This window comes from Martelella mangrovi (genome assembly GCF_040545495.1).
Lineage (GTDB): Bacteria > Pseudomonadota > Alphaproteobacteria > Rhizobiales > Rhizobiaceae > Martelella > Martelella mangrovi.
In genome coordinates this window covers 59,996-77,337 of the sequence record NZ_JBEPLY010000004.1, presented here as the reverse complement: position 1 = coordinate 77,337, position 17,342 = coordinate 59,996, and the positions used below count along the sequence as shown (strand labels likewise).

At 61.5% G+C, this 17,342-nt stretch carries 17 protein-coding genes; 12 read left to right on the top strand and 5 right to left on the bottom strand.

Going from position 1 to position 17,342, the window contains the following annotated elements; all coding sequences use genetic code 11:
- Positions 1–100 precede the first annotated feature (100 nt).
- A complete protein-coding gene (locus ABID12_RS07230; RefSeq protein WP_181190823.1) occupies positions 101–250 on the top strand; it encodes a hypothetical protein in 150 nt (49 codons plus the stop codon).
- Between the two features lie 66 nt (positions 251–316).
- Here the strand turns inward: ABID12_RS07230 and ABID12_RS07225 are convergent, their stop codons facing one another.
- Positions 317–718: an SAM-dependent methyltransferase gene (locus tag ABID12_RS07225; protein ID WP_354433664.1), complete on the bottom strand. Its 402-nt coding sequence runs from the start codon at positions 716–718 to the stop codon at positions 317–319.
- Between the two features lie 164 nt (positions 719–882).
- Here ABID12_RS07225 and ABID12_RS07220 point away from each other — a divergent pair, with 164 nt between their 5' ends.
- Both ABID12_RS07220 and bfr read left to right on the top strand, forming a co-directional pair.
- Positions 883–1,227 (top strand): (2Fe-2S)-binding protein, encoded by a 345-nt coding sequence (locus ABID12_RS07220; protein ID WP_106309954.1) that lies wholly within the window; start codon positions 883–885, stop codon positions 1,225–1,227.
- On the top strand, positions 1,160–1,645 hold the full coding sequence (bfr, locus tag ABID12_RS07215) for a bacterioferritin (RefSeq protein WP_106309854.1): 486 nt from the start codon (positions 1,160–1,162) through the stop codon (positions 1,643–1,645). The genes ABID12_RS07220 and bfr overlap by 68 nt, the downstream gene beginning before the upstream one ends.
- Before the next feature lie 75 nt (positions 1,646–1,720).
- Here the strand turns inward: bfr and ABID12_RS07210 are convergent, their stop codons facing one another.
- Entirely contained in the window at positions 1,721–2,248 is a 528-nt protein-coding gene (locus ABID12_RS07210; RefSeq protein WP_354433663.1) for an RNA pyrophosphohydrolase, read from the bottom strand.
- A 76-nt stretch (positions 2,249–2,324) separates the two neighbouring features.
- Positions 2,325–3,677 carry a formimidoylglutamate deiminase gene (locus ABID12_RS07205; protein WP_354433662.1) on the bottom strand — a complete coding sequence of 451 codons (1,353 nt, stop codon included), beginning with the start codon at positions 3,675–3,677 and terminating at the stop codon, positions 2,325–2,327.
- A gap of 88 nt (positions 3,678–3,765) precedes the next feature.
- Here ABID12_RS07205 and hutI point away from each other — a divergent pair, with 88 nt between their 5' ends.
- From hutI to hutC, 9 genes are all read left to right on the top strand, one after another.
- On the top strand, positions 3,766–4,983 hold the full coding sequence (gene hutI, locus ABID12_RS07200) for an imidazolonepropionase (RefSeq protein WP_354433661.1): 1,218 nt from the start codon (positions 3,766–3,768) through the stop codon (positions 4,981–4,983).
- Entirely contained in the window at positions 4,980–6,515 is a 1,536-nt protein-coding gene (hutH, locus tag ABID12_RS07195) for a histidine ammonia-lyase (protein WP_354433660.1), read from the top strand. Before hutI ends, hutH begins: the two co-directional genes overlap by 4 nt.
- Positions 6,516–6,753: 238 nt before the next feature.
- Positions 6,754–7,557: an N-formylglutamate deformylase gene (gene hutG, locus ABID12_RS07190; RefSeq protein WP_354433659.1), complete on the top strand. Its 804-nt coding sequence runs from the start codon at positions 6,754–6,756 to the stop codon at positions 7,555–7,557.
- Positions 7,558–7,744: 187 nt separating this feature from the next.
- Positions 7,745–9,421, top strand: a complete 1,677-nt coding sequence (gene hutU, locus ABID12_RS07185) for a urocanate hydratase (RefSeq protein WP_354433658.1) — start codon at positions 7,745–7,747, stop codon at positions 9,419–9,421.
- Between the two features lie 225 nt (positions 9,422–9,646).
- On the top strand, positions 9,647–10,453 hold the full coding sequence (blaOXA, locus tag ABID12_RS07180; RefSeq protein WP_354433657.1) for a class D beta-lactamase: 807 nt from the start codon (positions 9,647–9,649) through the stop codon (positions 10,451–10,453).
- A gap of 121 nt (positions 10,454–10,574) precedes the next feature.
- Positions 10,575–11,525: an ABC transporter substrate-binding protein gene (locus tag ABID12_RS07175; RefSeq protein WP_354433656.1), complete on the top strand. Its 951-nt coding sequence runs from the start codon at positions 10,575–10,577 to the stop codon at positions 11,523–11,525.
- A 318-nt stretch (positions 11,526–11,843) separates the two neighbouring features.
- Positions 11,844–12,617 carry an ABC transporter permease gene (locus ABID12_RS07170; protein WP_106309881.1) on the top strand — a complete coding sequence of 258 codons (774 nt, stop codon included), beginning with the start codon at positions 11,844–11,846 and terminating at the stop codon, positions 12,615–12,617.
- Entirely contained in the window at positions 12,614–13,405 is a 792-nt protein-coding gene (locus ABID12_RS07165) for an ABC transporter ATP-binding protein (RefSeq protein WP_354433655.1), read from the top strand. The genes ABID12_RS07170 and ABID12_RS07165 overlap by 4 nt, the downstream gene beginning before the upstream one ends.
- Positions 13,406–13,410: 5 nt before the next feature.
- Complete coding sequence (gene hutC, locus ABID12_RS07160) at positions 13,411–14,172, top strand: histidine utilization transcriptional repressor HutC (protein ID WP_354433654.1); 762 nt, start codon at positions 13,411–13,413, stop codon at positions 14,170–14,172.
- A 333-nt stretch (positions 14,173–14,505) separates the two neighbouring features.
- Here hutC and ABID12_RS07155 read toward each other — a convergent pair whose 3' ends face one another.
- Positions 14,506–15,897, bottom strand: a complete 1,392-nt coding sequence (locus ABID12_RS07155; protein WP_106313215.1) for a S41 family peptidase — start codon at positions 15,895–15,897, stop codon at positions 14,506–14,508.
- A complete protein-coding gene (locus ABID12_RS07150) occupies positions 15,887–17,278 on the bottom strand; it encodes a murein hydrolase activator EnvC family protein (protein WP_354433653.1) in 1,392 nt (463 codons plus the stop codon). Before ABID12_RS07150 ends, ABID12_RS07155 begins: the two co-directional genes overlap by 11 nt.
- Positions 17,279–17,342: the final 64 nt, after the last annotated feature.

Here is a 17,342-nt window from a genome sequence, read left to right as displayed (position 1 = left end):
CAATCGGGAACCTGTCACGCGGGTTACGTCTTTAATAACTATTCGTTGGCAATCATGAGAATGGTATTGCCGGTTTTTTGTTGAAAAGGTGTCCATAAAAATGGGTAAATCGATCGCTGTTCTGTTTGCAGGTGCGGCTTTGATCATCATGGCAGCTTCGCTTGCCGCGCCGGGGTCCATTGCAGCAAGCAAGCCCGGATGCGCGCCTGCCTATGGCATCGATCCCTGCGCCATGGCCGCGTTGAAATAATATCGGTGCCGGCGGTATCGGACCAGCCGGCACGGTTTTCGCTTCAGGCCCTTTGGCCTTTCCCGGTTACTTTTTCCCGACAGTGTTACGGTTTATGCGGACCGGCTTCAGATCGATGAGGCTGGTGCCGTCCAGGCAATCCAGAGCGTCGACCGTCAGTCCGGTATCATCGGCCTTAATGACCCTGACCCGCGATAGCGCGATCGGGTTGGGGCGGTGCGGCGAGCGCATTGCAAACACACCGCGCTCCACGCCGTCATGTGGCGTTGCCGAGCGCAGCCGGTCACGCGGCGCCTTGTCGAACCAGTAGAGCACGTCGACTTCTTCCGCGCTGAAATTGTAGAGACCGTCGCGGAAAGGCGCGAAAACCTCGATGCGGGCGGTGCCGTCCTTAAGGCCCGGCGTGGGTGGGCAATCGTCCAGTGTGCTGAAGCCGGTGTGGATGGTGCCGATCGGATATATTTCCATAATGTTCTCCATGGCTGTGCGCCTTTGTCAGCAGGGGCTGACGCAGCGCGGCGAGGCAAATGCAGCGCCGCAAATCGTGAACACGGAATCGACGAAGAAAACTTGACAAATTGCCTCGTATTTCGCAGATATTCCCATTGAATATGGTGGTCAATGGTGAACCCATGCTTGTCTGCAGCTGCAATTTCGTAACGGAAAAAGAAATCGAGGATGTCGTGACCGAACTCCTCGATGAAGACTGTTGGCAGATCATCATTCCAGGCAAGGTCTATAACCGGCTTGAAAAGCGCGGTCGCTGTTGCGGCTGCTTCCCCAGTGTCATCGATATCATTGTCCGTACATCCGAGGCGTATCACCAGAAACGAGACTCGACCGAGGATGAGATTTGTGATTTCCTGAATCGGCTAAAAGCATTTCAGGAACACAAAAGGAGAACGGATATTGAAAGGCGACAAAAAGGTCATAGAACGATTAAACGAAGCGCTCTTTTTGGAGCTGGGAGCCGTTAACCAGTACTGGCTGCATTACCGTCTTCTTGAAGACTGGGGTCTGACCAAACTCGCTGCGAAAGAGCGGGCTGAGTCGATCGAAGAGATGCAGCATGCCGACAAGCTTATCGACCGCATCATCTTTCTCGAAGGTCACCCGAACCTGCAGACGGTGGCGCCGCTGCATATCGGGCAGAACGTCAAGGAAGTGCTGGAAGGCGATCTGGCCGGCGAGTATGAGGCGCGCAACGCCTACAAGGAATCCCGCGACATCTGTCACACCGCTGGCGATTACGTCAGCATGAAACTCTTCGAAGAACTGATGATCGACGAGGAAGGCCATATCGACTTCCTCGAAACCCAGCTTGAGCTTTTCGAGTCGCTTGGCGAGAAGAAATATGCCCAGCTGAATGCCGGTGCGTCCGACGACGCCGAATAGGCACTTCTGTTCTCTTGGTTTCCAGAGCCCGGGATTTGCGTCCCGGGCTTTTTTATTGCATCGCGCCGGATATTGTCAGCCCTTGGCGAGATGGCGGAACTCGGCAACCACCTGATCATAGACCGCGCGCTTGAAGGCAACGATGAGCTTCGGAAGTTCATCGATATCGGTCCATTGCCAGGCATCGAATTCGCGCTCGTGGCCTTCCGGCGGCGGGTCGATGGCGATTTCGCTGTCGTCGCCGAGAAACCGGAAGGCGAACCAGCGCTGGGTCTGGCCGCGGAATTTGCCCTTCAGCCCGATGCCGATCAGGTGCTCGGGCAGGTCGTAATTGATCCAGCCTTTCGATTCGCCGAGAAATTCGACGGTCTTGATGCCGGTCTCCTCGTAAAGCTCGCGTTTTGCCGCCTCGAACGGTTTCTCGCCGGGGTCGATGCCGCCCTGCGGCATCTGCCAGAGCTGCGGCGAACCATCGGATTCCGAGTTGCCTTCCGACAGCCGCCGGCCAAGCCAGACCTGGCCTTCACGGTTCAGGATCATCACCCCGACATTGGGGCGGTAGGGGAGATCCTGGGCTTTGGGGCGGGGCATTTCTTCAGACATGATGCGCTCCTTGGGCGGGCGGGAGGAATTCGATCCGGTCCTACCACGCCGCAGGCGTCTGCCAAAGAGGTATCGCCTATGCCGAGCGTTCCATGAGCGTCGTCATCGCCTTGCGAAAGCGCGATGTGATGACATCGCGCCTTAGATGGCGTCCGTCTTCGACCTGCCTGATGCCGTTCACCCAGACGCAGTCGGGCTTGACCTGACCGGCGAAGATGAAACCGTCCAGCGCCTGATCTTCGCCGAGCCAGGCGGCGGCGCTGTTATCGAGGGACAGGAAGCTTGCCGGTGCGCCCTCGAAAATGCCGGCATCAATCCCCATCGCCTGTGCGCCGCCGGCAAGCGCGCCGTCGAAGAGCCTGCGGCCGGTGGAGCCGCCGGTTTCGGCAATCACATTGCGGGCGCGGGTCCCAAGCCGCTGGGCATATTCCAGCTGGCGCAACTCGTCGGCGAGGCCGATGAGGACGTTGGAATCCGAGCCGATGCCGAATTGGCCGCCTGCTTCCAGAAACCGGCCTGCCGGGAAGATGCCGTCGCCGAGATTGGCCTCGGTCACGGGGCAGAGACCGGCAACCGCGCCGGCCCTTGCCAGCCCTTCGGTCTCGGTGTCCGTCATATGGGTTGCGTGGATCAGGCACCAGCGGGCATCGACATCGGTGTTTTCAAGCAGCCATTCGACCGGACGCTTGCCGGCCCAGGCAAGGCAGTCGTCCACTTCCTTCACCTGCTCGGCGATATGCATATGGACCGGGCCGGCCGTCAGGTTTGCCGCAAAATCCAGTTCTTGCGGCGTGACAGCGCGCAGCGAATGCGGGGCGACGCCGAGAACCGCGCCTTCCAGCCCGGCGACGACCCTGGCGGAAGCCTCCATCAATCCGGCAAAGCTGTCGCGATCGTGGATGAACCGGCGCTGGCCGTTGTTCGGTTCCGCGCCGCCGAAATTCGAATGGGCATAGAAAACCGGAAGCAGGGTGAGGCCGATGCCGGTTTCGGCTGCCGCCGCGCCGATACGTTCGGCCATTTCGCCGATATTGGCGTAATGGCTGCCGTCCCTGCTATTGTGCAGATAATGGAATTCGCCGACCCGGCAAAACCCGGCCTCGAGCATTTCCATATAAAGCTGCGCGGCAATCGCTTCCGCCTCGTCCGGCTCGATGGCGAAGGTGAAGCGGTACATCACCTCGCGCCAGCTCCAGAAATTGTCGCTTGCCGGGCCCCGGCGTTCGGCAAGGCCGGCCATGGCGCGCTGGAAGGCGTGGGAGTGCAGGTTGGCGACGGCGGGCACGATCATGCCGTGGCGTTCGTCTCCGGCTTCGGGTTTCGTGTCGAAGGCAAGCGTCGCAATGCGGCCTGCCGCCACCGAAAGCCGTGCGTTCTTGCGCCAGCCTTCCGGCGTCAGCACGTTTTCTGCGAAAATCCCGGATGTCATTCTGTCGGTCCCGCCTCGAAATTTATTCTTGCCGATTATTGTGTTATGTATATACATAATAATCAACCAAGACAATAAGGGGAAGAAGATGCGTTCAGCGCCGAACACGCTTTTTACCAATGCCCGGATTGCAGCCATGACCGGCGACGACATTGCGCCGGTTTCCGGCGTTCTGGCGATGCGCGATGGGCGGATTGCCTATGTCGGTCCGGAGCATGGGCTTCCGGCAGACTGCGCGGATTTTCCGGTCGTCGATTGCGGCGGCAGGCTGGTCACCCCTGCGCTGATCGATTGCCATACCCACATCGTCTATGGCGGCAGCCGCGCAAAGGAATTCGAAATGCGGCTTGAGGGCGTGCCGTATGAGGAGATCGCCCGCGCCGGCGGTGGTATTGTTTCCACGGTTAAGGCGACCAATGCGCTTTCCGAAGACGAACTGGTTGAAGCCGCATTGCCGCGCCTCGATGCGCTGACTGGCGAGGGCGTTGCGACCATCGAGATCAAATCCGGCTATGGCCTCAATATCGAGGCCGAGCTGAAAATGCTGCGCGCCGCGAAACGCTTGGCGGAACTGCGCCCGGTGCGCATCAGGACGACTTACCTTGCCGCCCACGCAACGCCGCCTGAATACAAGGGCCGCAATGCGGATTATATCACCGATGTCGTCCTGCCCGGCCTCGAAGCGGCGCACAGGGACGGTCTCGTGGATGCGGTCGATGCGTTTTGCGAGGGTATTGCCTTTTCGCCCGAGGAACTCAAACCCCTGTTTGAAAAGGCGCGGGCGCTGGGCCTGCCGGTGAAACTGCATGCCGAGCAGCTTTCCAATCTTCACGGCGCGGAAATGGCGGCATCCTTCGGCGCGCTGTCATCGGATCATCTCGAATATCTCGATGAGGCCGGGGCACGGGCCATGGCTGCCGCCGGTTCGGTCGCGGTTTTGTTGCCGGGCGCATTCTATACGCTGAAGGAAACGCAGCATCCGCCGGTCGCAGCCCTGAGACAAGCGGGTGCAAAAATCGCGCTGGCGACGGACTGCAATCCCGGCACTTCGCCGTTGACCTCGCTGTTGTTGACGATGAATATGGGCGCGACGCTGTTCGGCCTTACTGTCTCCGAATGCCTCATTGGCGTCACCCGCAATGCCGCGCAGGCGCTCGGGCTTTCCGGTGAAACGGGAACGCTCGAAGCGGGCAAGGCCGCCGATATCGCCATCTGGGATGTGGCAGCACCGGCAGAACTTGTCTACCGCATCGGCTTCAATCCCCTTCATTCGCTTTACGCCGAGGGCCGGGAGGTTCACCCATGATCGTCACGCTTGAACCCGGTTCGGTCACGCTTTCAACGCTTGAAACGATCTATCGCGGCGCGATGCCGGTGAAACTTGCGCCCGCCTGCGATGCCGCGATTGAAAAGGCGGCCGCCCGCATTGCCGATATCGCCGCCGGGAATGCGCCGGTCTATGGCATCAATACCGGTTTCGGCAAACTCGCCTCGATAAAGATCGATGCCGCCGATACCGCGACCCTGCAGCGCAACCTGATCCTGTCGCATTGCTGCGGCGTCGGCCGGCCGCTTGCCGCCGAGATCGTCCGTCTGATCATGGTGTTGAAGCTGATTTCGCTCGGGCGCGGTGCCTCCGGCGTGCGGCTGGAACTCGTCCGGCTGATAGAGGGTATGATCGAAAACGGCGTCACCCCGGTAATCCCGGAAAAGGGCTCCGTCGGCGCCTCAGGCGACCTCGCGCCGCTGGCCCATATGGCCGCGGTGATGATGGGCGAGGGCGAGGCGTTCTTTGCGGGCGAGCGGCTTTCCGGCGCTGAAGCATTGCAAAAGGCGGGGCTTGTGCCGGTTCAGCTCGCCGCCAAGGAAGGACTGGCGCTGATCAACGGCACGCAGGTGTCGACCGCGTTGGCGCTTGCTGGCCTGTTTCGCGCCTTCCGCTGCGCCAAAACCGCACTTGTCACCGGCGCGCTTTCCACCGATGCGGCGATGGGCTCGCCCGCGCCCTTCCATCCCGATATCCACACGCTGCGCGGCCACAAGGGCCAGATCGATGCAGCCGCCAGTCTCCGCCACCTGCTGGAAGGCTCGGAAATCCGCGTCTCCCACATCGAGGGCGACGAGCGCGTGCAGGACCCCTATTGCATCCGCTGCCAGCCGCAGGTGGATGGCGCCTGCCTCGATCTTCTGCGCCAGGCGGGCCGCACGCTCGAAATCGAGGCCAATGCGGCGACCGACAACCCGCTGGTGCTTTCCGATGACAGCGTGGTTTCCGGCGGCAATTTCCACGCCGAACCGGTGGCCTTTGCCGCTGATCAGATTGCCATTGCCGTCTGCGAAATCGGCGCGATTGCCCAGCGCCGTATCGCGCTGCTGGTGGACCCGGCGCTGTCCTTCGGCCTGCCCGCATTTCTCTCGAAAAAGCCCGGCCTCAATTCCGGGCTGATGATCGCCGAAGTCACATCCGCCGCGCTGATGAGCGAAAACAAGCAGATGTCGCATCCCGCCTCGGTCGATTCCACCCCGACTTCGGCCAATCAGGAAGACCACGTGTCAATGGCCTGCCACGGCGCGCGGCGGCTGCTGCAGATGACCGACAACCTCGCCGCCATCATCGGCATCGAGGCGCTGTGCAGCGTGCAGGGCGTGGAGCTGCGTGCGCCGCTGACGACCAGCCCTGTGCTGCAGCGGGTGATTGCTGCTTTCCGCGCGCTGGTGCCGACGCTTGAGGGCGACCGTTATATGGCCGGCGATCTTGAAAAGGCGGCGACGGCGGTGTGTGATGGCGTGTTGCTCGAAGCCGTCGGGGCAGGGGTGTTGCCGGAGATTTCGACATGATGGTGTCTGTGGACATGGGCGGTGTATTTTCGCCAGCGCTGCGGGTTCTACCCCTCACCCGGCGCATGCGCGCCACCCTCTCCCCTGCGGGGCGAGGGGGAGCAAGCCGTCAGCACCGGAGAATGCAGAAAGGCAGAGCGTTGCCGGCGTCCCCTTCTCCCCTTGGGGAGAAGGTGGCCAAAGGCCGGATGAGGGCAAGCTGCATTGGCCATAACCCCAGACAAAGGATTATTTTCCCATGACAGATCCGGTCATCGTCAAACGTGGTTCATCCCCCGTCGTTCTGGGCTTTCCGCATACCGGCACCTTCGTGCCGCCCGAGATCGAAAAACGGCTGAACGAAAACGGCCGGCTTCTTGCCGATACGGACTGGCATGTCGACAGGCTTTATGACGGTTTGCTGGATGACGCGACGATGGTGAAGGCCAACTTCCACCGCTATGTCATCGACGCCAATCGCGATCCGGCGGGCGGCAGCCTCTATCCGGGGCAGAACACGACCGGTCTGGTGCCGGAAACCGATTTTGACGGTGTCGCGATCTGGAAGGACGGCGAGGGGCCGAGCGAGGCTGATATCGCCGCGCGTATCGAGGGCTTTCATCGGCCCTATCACGCGGCCCTTGCCGCCGAGCTGGAACGGGTGCGCAAGGAACATGGCATTGCCATTCTCTACGATTGCCATTCCATCCGCTCGCATATTCCCTTCCTGTTCGAGGGCAAACTGCCGGATTTCAACATCGGCACCAATCTCGGCGTCACCTGCGCGCCGGAATTCGAGGCGGCCGTGGAAGGCGTCGTGTCGCTGGCCGATGGCTATACCCATGTCGTCAACGGCCGCTTCAAGGGCGGCTGGACCACGCGCCACTACGGCAAGCCGGAAACCGGCGTGCATGCCATCCAGATGGAACTGGCGCAGTCGACGCATCTGACAACGGAAGCGCCGCCTTTTGCCTATGATGAGGAAAAGGCCGCAAAGCTGCGCCGCCATCTTCAGGATGTTCTCGAGCGGATCGAACGCCTGTCGTTTTCCGCACGGATGTAGCAACGAGAAGGAATACCGGGCCTTTTGGACGGCAGCCTGTCCTTACTTTCTGCGTCATGCCCGGACTTGATCCGGGCATCCATACGGCCTTTGTGATGGATCCTCGGGTCAAGCCCGAGGATGACACGGTGGAGAAGGAGCGCTGCCCGAACAAGGCGCCACAAGGACAAAAAGTGAGGGACAAGCCATGACCGATAATCCGCGACTGAATTCCCGCGAGATCCACGCGCCCACCGGCACGGAGCTGAACGCCAAGAGCTGGCTCACCGAAGCGCCGCTCAGAATGCTGATGAACAATCTCGATCCCGATGTCGCGGAAAAGCCGCATGAGCTGGTGGTCTATGGCGGCATTGGCCGGGCGGCGCGCACCTGGGGCGATTTCGACCGGATCGTCGAGACGCTGAAAACGCTGGAAGACGACGAGACGCTGCTGGTGCAGTCCGGCAAGCCGGTTGGCGTGTTCCGCACCCATGCGGATGCGCCGCGTGTGCTGATCGCCAATTCCAACCTCGTGCCGCACTGGGCGAACTGGGACCATTTCCACGAGCTCGATAGGAAGGGTCTGATGATGTACGGCCAGATGACGGCCGGGTCGTGGATCTATATCGGCGCCCAGGGCATCGTGCAGGGCACCTATGAGACCTTCGTGGAGGCGGGCCGCCAGCATTATAACGGCGATCTTTCCGGCAAGTGGATCCTGACCGGCGGCCTTGGCGGCATGGGCGGCGCGCAGCCGCTCGCCGCCGTCATGGCCGGCGCCTGCTGCCTTGCGGTCGAATGCGACCCGACCCGCATCGATTTTCGCCTGCGCACCGGCTATGTCGATGAAAAGGCCGAGACGCTGGACGAGGCGCTCGCCATGATCGACGCCTGGACCAAGGCGGGCGAGGCGAAATCCGTCGGCCTGCTCGGCAATACCGCCGAAATCCTGCCGGAACTGGTCAAGCGCGGCGTGCGTCCCGATATCGTCACCGACCAGACCTCCGCCCATGATCCGGTCAACGGCTATCTGCCCGCAGGCTGGAGCCTTGGCGAATGGCGCGAAAAGGCCGAGCGCGATCCCAAATCCGTGGAAAAGGCCGCGCGCGCCTCGATGCGCACCCATGTGGAGGCCATGCTCGCCTTCTGGGACAAGGGCATCCCGACCGTCGATTACGGCAACAATATCCGCCAGATGGCCAAGGAAGAAGGCTGCGAACGGGCTTTCGATTTCCCCGGCTTCGTGCCCGCCTATATCCGCCCGCTGTTTTGCAGGGGCATCGGCCCGTTCCGCTGGGCAGCCCTTTCCGGCGATCCAGAGGACATCTACAAGACCGACGCCAAGGTCAAGGAACTGCTGCCGGACAACACCCACCTGCATAACTGGCTCGACATGGCGAAGGAGCGCATTCATTTTCAGGGCCTGCCCGCGCGTATCTGCTGGGTTGGCCTCGGCGATCGCCACCGCCTCGGCCTTGCCTTCAACGAAATGGTGAAGAACGGCGAGCTGAAAGCCCCCATCGTCATCGGTCGCGACCATCTCGATTCAGGCTCCGTCGCCTCGCCAAACCGCGAGACCGAGGCCATGCAGGACGGCTCGGATGCCGTTTCCGACTGGCCGCTCCTGAACGCGCTGCTCAACACGGCGTCCGGCGCCACATGGGTGTCGCTGCATCACGGCGGCGGTGTCGGCATGGGGTTTTCCCAGCATGCCGGCATGGTGATCTGCTGCGACGGCTCGGATGATGCCGCGCGGCGCGTCGGCCGGGTGCTGTGGAACGACCCCGCCACTGGCGTCATGCGCCATGCCGATGCGGGCTACGACATCGCCATTGAATGCGCAAAGGAAAACGGCCTCCGCCTGCCCGGTATTCTCGGCAATTGAAGAATGAAGGTGACCGGCGTTTCGGAAACCTTTACCCGAATCGCACATCAAAGCGGGACGCTGTGCCTGTTGCGCGGCCCGTTCGTTGACAAGCCTCTCTCCCACCTCTGCGTCATCCTCCGGCTTGACCGGAGGATCCAGAGCCATACGACGTGCGCTGGCGGAAGGGCCTTTACGTTCAACCCATCGGGAGGCTCGTCTCAAATGCGCGCCGGAAGGAATGTCATGCGCTGGTTTATCGCCATCCTCGTTTCGTTCGTCATCGCAATACCGGCACGAGCCGCCCTTGCCGAAACGCTCTGCACGCTCGTCGCCGATGCGGCAACGGGCGCGGTGCTGCTGGAAGAGGGCAATTGTCAGGCCCGGGTTACGCCGGCGTCCACCTTCAAACTGCCGCTGGCGGTCATGGGTTTTGATGCCGGATTTCTGACAGATGCCGGGCATCCCGTTCTGGCCTATCACGACGGCGATCCCGACTGGGGCGGGGCCAACTGGCGGCGCGATACCAATCCGGCGGATTGGCTTCACTATTCCGTTGTCTGGTATTCGCAGCGGATCACCCATGCGCTGGGGGCGGAAACGCTGACGGCCTATGCGCAGTCCTTCGGCTATGGCAATGCCGATTTTTCCGGCGATGCGGGTTTTGACAACGGGCTTGATCGGGCATGGATCGCATCCTCGCTTCAGGTTTCGCCCGTTGAGCAGGTCCGTTTCCTGCGCGCCCTCGTTCTTGGCACCTTACCGGTGCGGGCGGAGGCCATGGCCCAGACGCGGGCCATCGTTGAAACCCGGCCGGCCGGCGGCTGGCAGGTGCATGGGAAAACGGGCGCTGCCTTTCCCCGCAGGGCAGATCGCAGTTTCGATTATGCGCGCGGCTGGGGCTGGTATGTGGGCTGGGCGGAAAAGGACGGGCAGACCCGCATCTTCGCCCGACTGACACAGGCACGCGAAACAATGAAGGGCTCCCCCGGTGTTCGCACCCGCGATGCCTTTCTGTCCGAATGGCCTGCGCTTTCAGGGCGGATCGAGTGATAGCAGCCGGTCGCGACGCCCGGATATTTTGTCTAGACAAAATATCCGCGAGCTGGCTACTATGCCCACCGGAATAGCAATCAGAAAAACTGCCTAAAATCGTGCAAAGAGGGGTTCCAACATGAATTTCAAATGGTTTGCAGCAACTGCAATCGCCGTGACGGCTGCCGCCGCCGGTGCTCAGGCACAGGAAACCAAGGTCGCCGTCGGCCTTTCCGGCTGGACCGGCTTCGCGCCGCTGACACTGGCCAAAGACGCCGGCATTTTCGAGAAAAACGGCCTCGATGTCGATCTCGTCAAGATCCCGCAGGCAAGCCGCCATCTGGCGCTCGCTTCCGGCGATATCCAGTGCGCGGCGACCACGGTGGAAACATGGATCGTCTGGGCCGCTGCCGGTGTGCCGACCACGCAGATCTTCCAGCTCGACAAGTCCCATGGTGCTGACGGCATGGTGGTGCGTTCCGATGTCGAAAACATCACGGACCTGAAGGGCAAGACGATTGCGGCGTCTGCACCCGGCACGTCACCCTATTTCTATCTCGCCTGGATCCTCAAGGAAAACGGCATGACGATGGACGACGTCAAGGTCGTCAATCTGGAGCCGGGCCCGGCCGCACAGGCCTTCATCGCCGGCCAGAACGACGCCGCGATGACCTATGAGCCTTACCTGTCGTCAGTCCGTGAGGCACCCGACGCCGGCAAGATCATCGCCACCACGCTCGACTACCCGGCGGTGATGGACACGTTCGGCTGCACGCCGGCCTTTCTGGAGGAAAACCCGGATGCGGCCAGGGCGCTTGCGACCTCCTATTACGAGGCGCTGGACATGATCGCAGCCGAGCCCGAAAAATCCTATGAGATCATGGGCGCCGATGTGAACCAGTCGGCCGAACAGTTTGCCGGGTCGGCGCAATATCTCGAATGGCAGGATCGCGACGCCGCGATTGCCTTCTTCGGCGGCGAGTTCAACGACTTTTCGGCCGATGCGGCGCAGCTTCTGCTGGATGCCGGGGTGATCCGCGAAATCCCGGACCTTTCGACGCTCGCTGACCCGTCCTTCATTCAGGAGTGAAGGGCCAGGAACAGAGAGCAGCGTCCTGGTGTCGTGGCGCTGCCTTTCTCTCAGGCGTCATCCTCGGGCTTGACCCGAGGATCCACCGACCTTGCCTGAAAGACGGTGTGGGTTTGCTTAAATCGGGATTGCCCTCGGGCCGGAGGCTACTTCGCCCGAGAGGGAAAGAGACTGGATCCTCGGGTCAAACCCGAGGATGACGCATCGATGAAAAGCGAGGTCGGCGTACAAAACCGGCCTTTCCGTCAAAATCGGAGTATGACGCATGAAGACTGGCCCTCAGCGGCATAAACGCCCCACCGCGATACGGGAAACCCAATGAAACCGCTTGAGCCCATCAGTCCGAAGCTCAGATTGTCGCTCGGCATTCTGTTCTTCGTGATCTTCTTCGCCGGCTGGTCGTTTGCGACCTTTGGCGGTTTTGTTTCGAAGACCTTCCTCGCCGATCCGATCACCATGCTGCAGGATGGCTGGTGGCTGCTGTCGAAACGCGGTTTTCTCGGCGATATCGGCATCACCGTCTGGCGCGTTGTCGGCGGTTTCGTGCTGGCCTCGGTCATCGCCGTGCCGCTCGGCATCATTATGGGCGCATACAAGCCCATCGAAGCGCTGCTGGAGCCGTTCGTCTCCTTCGCGCGCTATCTGCCGGCCTCCGCCTTCGTGCCGCTTCTCATCCTTTGGGCCGGGATCGGTGAGATGCAGAAGTTGCTCGTCATCTTCATCGGCGCGGTGTTCCAGATTATCCTGATGGTCGCCGTCTATGTCGCCAATACGCGCCGCGATCTTGTCGAAGCCGCCTATACGCTCGGCGCATCCGACACCGGCATTGTCCGCCGCGTTCTGCTGCCGGCCAGCGCGCCGGATATTGCCGAGACGCTGCGCCTCGTGCTCGGCTGGGCGTGGACCTATGTCATCGTTGCCGAACTGATCGGCGCGTCGTCCGGCATCGGCTACATGATCATCAATTCGCAGGCGCTGATGGCCACCGGCCAGATCATCTTCGGCATCATCGTCATCGGCGTGATCGGCCTGATTTCGGACTTTGCCTTCAAGATGGCGAACCGCCGCCTGTTTGCATGGAGGTTCGCATGAGCTTTGCCGAGCTTGAAATCAACGGCGTTTCCCGCGTGTTTCCGGGGCGGCGCGGAGCGGAGCCTGTGCAGGCGCTGTCTCCGACCGATCTGACGCTGGAAAAGAACGATTTCGTCACCATTCTGGGGCCGTCGGGTTGCGGCAAGTCGACGCTTCTGCGCATCGTTGCCGGCCTCGACAGGCCGACGACGGGGGCTGTCTATCTGGAAGGCAAGGAAATTCGCGGGCCGGGCGCCGACCGTGGCATGGTGTTTCAGTCCTACACGCTTTTTCCCTGGCTGACGATCCGCGAAAATGTCGGCTTCGGTCTGCGTGAAAAGGGTATGAAAACGGCCGAAATCCGCGAGGTCGTCGATCTTTATCTCGACCGCGTCGGCCTTTCCGCCTTTGCCGATCACTGGCCGAAACAGCTTTCCGGCGGCATGCAGCAAAGGACGGCGATTGCCCGCGCGCTTGCCAATGACCCGAAAATCCTGCTGCTCGACGAACCCTTCGGCGCGCTCGACAACCAGACCCGCGGGCTGATGCAGGAACTGCTGCTCGGCATCTGGGAGCGTGACAAGAAGACCGTCATCTTCGTCACCCACGATATCGAGGAGGCCGTGTTCATGGCCTCGCGCGTGGTCACCATGTCGGCGCGGCCGGGCCGGATTTCGTCGGTCACGCCGGTGGAATTTCCCCATCCGCGCGACTACCGCCTGAAAGCCGATCCCGAATTCGCCAGGCTTCGCATGAAGCTGACGGAGGAAATCCGGGCCGAGGTGATTGCGGCAGCAAGCAGGGGGTAGGGCGATTGGCGCGTGCAGCAGATGGCCGGGACAATACAGGGCAGGCACGCCGTCCAACCGCCCTTCACGCCCGCATTCAGCAGGACGTGGAGAGCCGGATCGTTTCCGGCGAATGGCCGCCGGGCACGCGCATTCCCTTCGAACACGAGCTGACGGCCGAATATGGCTGTTCGCGCATGACGGTCAACAAAGCGCTGTCGGAGCTGGTCCGCAAGGGGCTGATCGAACGACGGCGCAAATCGGGCTCATATGTGCGCCAGCCGGAAGTGCTGTCGGCGGTTCTGGAAATTCACCAGCTTGAGCGCGAGGTGCGCGCGCTCGGGCTCGATTACGATTTCAGGCTGATCGAGCGCGTCGAGCGGACTGCAGACGATCAGGATTGCCGGCGTCTTGTTCTGGAGCAGCCGGGAAATATTCTGGGTCTGAAGGGGCTTCATATTGCCGGGCAGCGGCCTTTCTGCCTTGAGGATCGGCTTATCAGCCTTGCGGAGGTGCCGTTGGCGCAGGATGCCGACTTTTCCCGCAATCCGCCCGGTTCCTGGCTTCTCGAGCAGGTGCCATGGAGCGCTGCCGAACATCGCATCAATGCCAGGGGCGCCGACGCTCATGCAGCACGGGCGCTCGATCTGGCAGAAGGCACGCCCTGCCTTGTCATTGCCCGGCGTACCTGGAATGCGAACGGCTCGATCACCCAGGTCAACCTCACCTATCCCGGCGACATGCACACGCTGGTCGCCCAGTTCGGCCCATCCCTGCGAACGGCATAGCCGGGTTTTACGATTATCCGCCGTTCCGGCTTTTTTTTTGTAAAAAGCAAAAGGCCCGGCGAACCTGGCCTCACTTTGTGGACAAACCCGAAGACGTGCGGGTTGTTGCCTCCGTCATCTGTTCCCACAGGTGTCATGCTCGGACGTGATCCGAGCATCCATTCCACTCAAGCCCATGAGGCGAAAGGCGCGTCAAACAAGCCTACATCGTGTGGCCCTGGATCCTCGGGTCAAGCCCGAGGATGACTCGGAGTGAGGGGCAGCTTCGTCAGCAGTCTGAGGCCGGGCGAACCCGGCCTTTCCCAATTGCAAACCTGTGTGGAAGCGATGCCCTTAGTGGGCATCTTCCATTTCCGGTTCCTTGTCTTCTTGTTCTGCATTGGCCTTTGCGGCCTGCAGTTCCTGCACGGCCTTGGCCGGATCGGCAGGGAAGGCGTCATCGGTGATATTGCCTTCGAGAAGATCGATGGCGTATTTCAGCTGGACATCGTCTTCGGTCTCGCGCGGCACATAGGCCACAGAACCGGAGCCTTCATCGGTTTCCTCGTCGCCCTGGATATGGCCGCGCAGCGCGCTTTCGCCTTCCGGACGGATCACGCCTTCAAGGTCTTCCGGCAGCACCTGTTCAACAGTGATGTCGGGGCTGATGCCCGTGCCCTGAATGGAGGTGCCGGACGGCGTGTAATAAAGCGCCGTCGTCAGCCGCAGCGATCCCTCGACGCCGAGCGGCACGATGGTCTGGACCGAGCCCTTGCCGAAGGTGCGGGTGCCGACCAGCGTCGCCCGCTTGAGGTCCTGCAGCGCGCCGGCAACGATTTCAGAGGCCGAAGCGGAACCGCCATTGACGAGCACGATCAGCGGCTTGCCGTTGGTCAGGTCTCCGGGGCCCGCATCGAAACGACGGGTTTCGCTGGCATTGCGGCCGCGGGTGGAAACCACCTCGCCTTCATCGAGGAAGGTATCGGCAACGGCAACCGCCTGATTGAGGAAACCGCCGGGATTGAGGCGCAGATCGAGAATATAGCCCTTGAGCTGATCGTCGGGCACTTCGGCCCTGATTTCCTCGATGGCCTCGTTCAGGCTCTCGTCCAGCTTTTCGTTCATGAAGGTCGAAAGCCGGATATAGCCGACATTGTCGTTTTCAACCCGCCATTTGACCGACTGCACCGGAATCACGCCGCGCACGATGGTCATTTCGATCGGCTTGGTCACGCCCTCGCGGATGATGGTGACGTCGATCGGTTCGCCGACCTCGCCGCGCATCCGGTCAACGGCGTCATTGAGCGACATGCCGCGCACGCTCTCGCCGTCGATCTCGACAATGCTGTCACCGGCCAGAACGCCGGCATTGGCAGCAGGCGTGTCGTCGATCGGGGCAACGACCTTGACGACTTCGTCTTCCATCGTCACTTCGATGCCGAGACCGCCGAACTCGCCCTTCGACTGGTCGCGCATTTCCTCGGATTCTTCCGCGGTCATGTAGCTTGAGTGCGGATCGAGCCCGTTCAGCATGCCGTTGATCGCATCCTGGATCATCTTCTCTTCATCCGGCGGCGAGACATACTGGCTGCGCACACGCTCGAACACATCGCCGAACAGCGACATCTCGCGATAGGTGGAATCGTCGCTTGCCGCGCGCGCTGGTATATCGGCCGAGACCAGAATCCCGGTTGTCGCCGCGCCAATAACGACGCCCGCCACAAGAAGCGTTGCCCTACGAACCATTACGTGCCTTTCCATCTTTTTCATCCGCCCACCAGGCCTGAGAATCAACCGGTTTGCCATTTTGCCGAAACTCAATGTAGAGAGTCGGCCTGTCTGTTTCCAGAGCCAGTGTCGCCGCGCTTGCAATGCGTCTGGCGCCCATCTGTGCCAGGGGCTCGCCCGAGAACACGAAATCGCCCTGATGTACTTTCAGACCCTCCATGCCGGTCATCACGATGTGATACCCGTCGCCGACATTGAGGATGATCATCTCTCCGTAACTTCTGAAGCGCCCCGCGTAAACCACTGTTCCGTCCGAAGGCGCCGTCACCAGAGCGCCCGGCCGTGCTGCTATCGTGATGCCGGTTGCCTGATGGCCCGTCCCGTCGGGATCGCCAAAGCGGCGGAGAATATCGCCTGCCACCGGCAGAACCAGACGGTTCTTCAGATCAGAAAACGGGTATGCGGGCGCAATGCGGTTTTTATCGGGCGCGGTGGAAAGCGCACGCTCACGCGCTTCGCGGCGTTGCGCCTCGCTCATCTGCCGGCGGCGCTCTTCTTCCTGCCGTGCCAGAAGGGCGGCGTTGCGTGCCGATGTGATTTCCGTTTCGAGCGTTGCGATCAGCCCGTTGAGGTCGGTGGCGCGCGCAGCCAGCGCTTCTGCCTGGCGCTGCTCTTCGGCAAGGGCGGCGGTGCTTTTTGCGCTGGCCTTCTCGTTTTCGGCGACCAGCATATCCATGCGGCTGGTTTCCTCGGCGAGGCTGTCAAGATCGGCGGCCAGTTCGTCGCGCGTGGCTTCACGTTCCTGTTTGACGGCCTGCAGTGAACGCAGATCGCCAAGCACGCTATCCATACGCTCCCGCATTTCCGGCACTACGCCGTCGAGCAGGATGGCGCTTCTGACGGAATCAAGCGCATCGCCGGGGGCAACCAGCAGCGCCGGCGGCGGATCGCGGCCCATGCGCTGCAGCGCCGCCAGCACATCGGCCAGCACATCACGCTCCCTGTTCAGCGCGGCTTTCAGCTGGTCTTCCTTGTCTGAAAGTTCCGCAATCCGGGTTTCGCTTGCGCCGATCTGTTCTTCCAGCCCGCGCCGGCGCTCGGCAGAATCCACCAAAGCCTGTTTCAGACTGGCCGTATCGCCGGCCAGTTTGTCGATCTCTGCCTGAAGCGCGGTGATTTTTTCCTGAGACAGGGTGATCGAACTGCGGATCGTGTCCAGCTTCACCTGCGTTTCGCTGCGCTCGGCTGAAAGCTTTTCCACCATTTCCCGGGAATCGGTCTGCGGCTCGTCATTGTCCTGCGCAAGCCCCGGCACGGGCACAAGCAGAAGCATGACCGCCAGCAGCGCAAGGCTGCCTGCGGCCGCAAATCGCACGGTATTGGCCCTTGCAAAGCCCATCTAGCCTGTTTTCCCGTTGCAGCGCAGACGATATAGAACGCCGACAGGTTAACGAAACCCGAAC

What these genes read in the sequence shown, in the direction of transcription:
- ABID12_RS07220 (WP_106309954.1), top strand. Translation starts at nt 883, where the DNA reads ATGCTTGTCTGCAGCTGCAATTTCGTAACGGAAAAAGAAATCGAGGAT.
- ABID12_RS07175 (WP_354433656.1), top strand. Translation starts at nt 10,575, where the DNA reads ATGAATTTCAAATGGTTTGCAGCAACTGCAATCGCCGTGACGGCTGCC.
- ABID12_RS07225 (WP_354433664.1), bottom strand. Translation starts at nt 718, where the DNA reads ATGGAAATATATCCGATCGGCACCATCCACACCGGCTTCAGCACACTG.
- blaOXA (WP_354433657.1), top strand. Translation starts at nt 9,647, where the DNA reads ATGCGCTGGTTTATCGCCATCCTCGTTTCGTTCGTCATCGCAATACCG.
- ABID12_RS07210 (WP_354433663.1), bottom strand. Translation starts at nt 2,248, where the DNA reads ATGTCTGAAGAAATGCCCCGCCCCAAAGCCCAGGATCTCCCCTACCGC.
- hutG (WP_354433659.1), top strand. Translation starts at nt 6,754, where the DNA reads ATGACAGATCCGGTCATCGTCAAACGTGGTTCATCCCCCGTCGTTCTG.
- ABID12_RS07230 (WP_181190823.1), top strand. Translation starts at nt 101, where the DNA reads ATGGGTAAATCGATCGCTGTTCTGTTTGCAGGTGCGGCTTTGATCATC.
- ABID12_RS07165 (WP_354433655.1), top strand. Translation starts at nt 12,614, where the DNA reads ATGAGCTTTGCCGAGCTTGAAATCAACGGCGTTTCCCGCGTGTTTCCG.
- hutI (WP_354433661.1), top strand. Translation starts at nt 3,766, where the DNA reads ATGCGTTCAGCGCCGAACACGCTTTTTACCAATGCCCGGATTGCAGCC.
- ABID12_RS07170 (WP_106309881.1), top strand. Translation starts at nt 11,844, where the DNA reads ATGAAACCGCTTGAGCCCATCAGTCCGAAGCTCAGATTGTCGCTCGGC.
- hutH (WP_354433660.1), top strand. Translation starts at nt 4,980, where the DNA reads ATGATCGTCACGCTTGAACCCGGTTCGGTCACGCTTTCAACGCTTGAA.
- ABID12_RS07205 (WP_354433662.1), bottom strand. Translation starts at nt 3,677, where the DNA reads ATGACATCCGGGATTTTCGCAGAAAACGTGCTGACGCCGGAAGGCTGG.
- hutU (WP_354433658.1), top strand. Translation starts at nt 7,745, where the DNA reads ATGACCGATAATCCGCGACTGAATTCCCGCGAGATCCACGCGCCCACC.
- ABID12_RS07155 (WP_106313215.1), bottom strand. Translation starts at nt 15,897, where the DNA reads ATGGTTCGTAGGGCAACGCTTCTTGTGGCGGGCGTCGTTATTGGCGCG.
- ABID12_RS07150 (WP_354433653.1), bottom strand. Translation starts at nt 17,278, where the DNA reads ATGGGCTTTGCAAGGGCCAATACCGTGCGATTTGCGGCCGCAGGCAGC.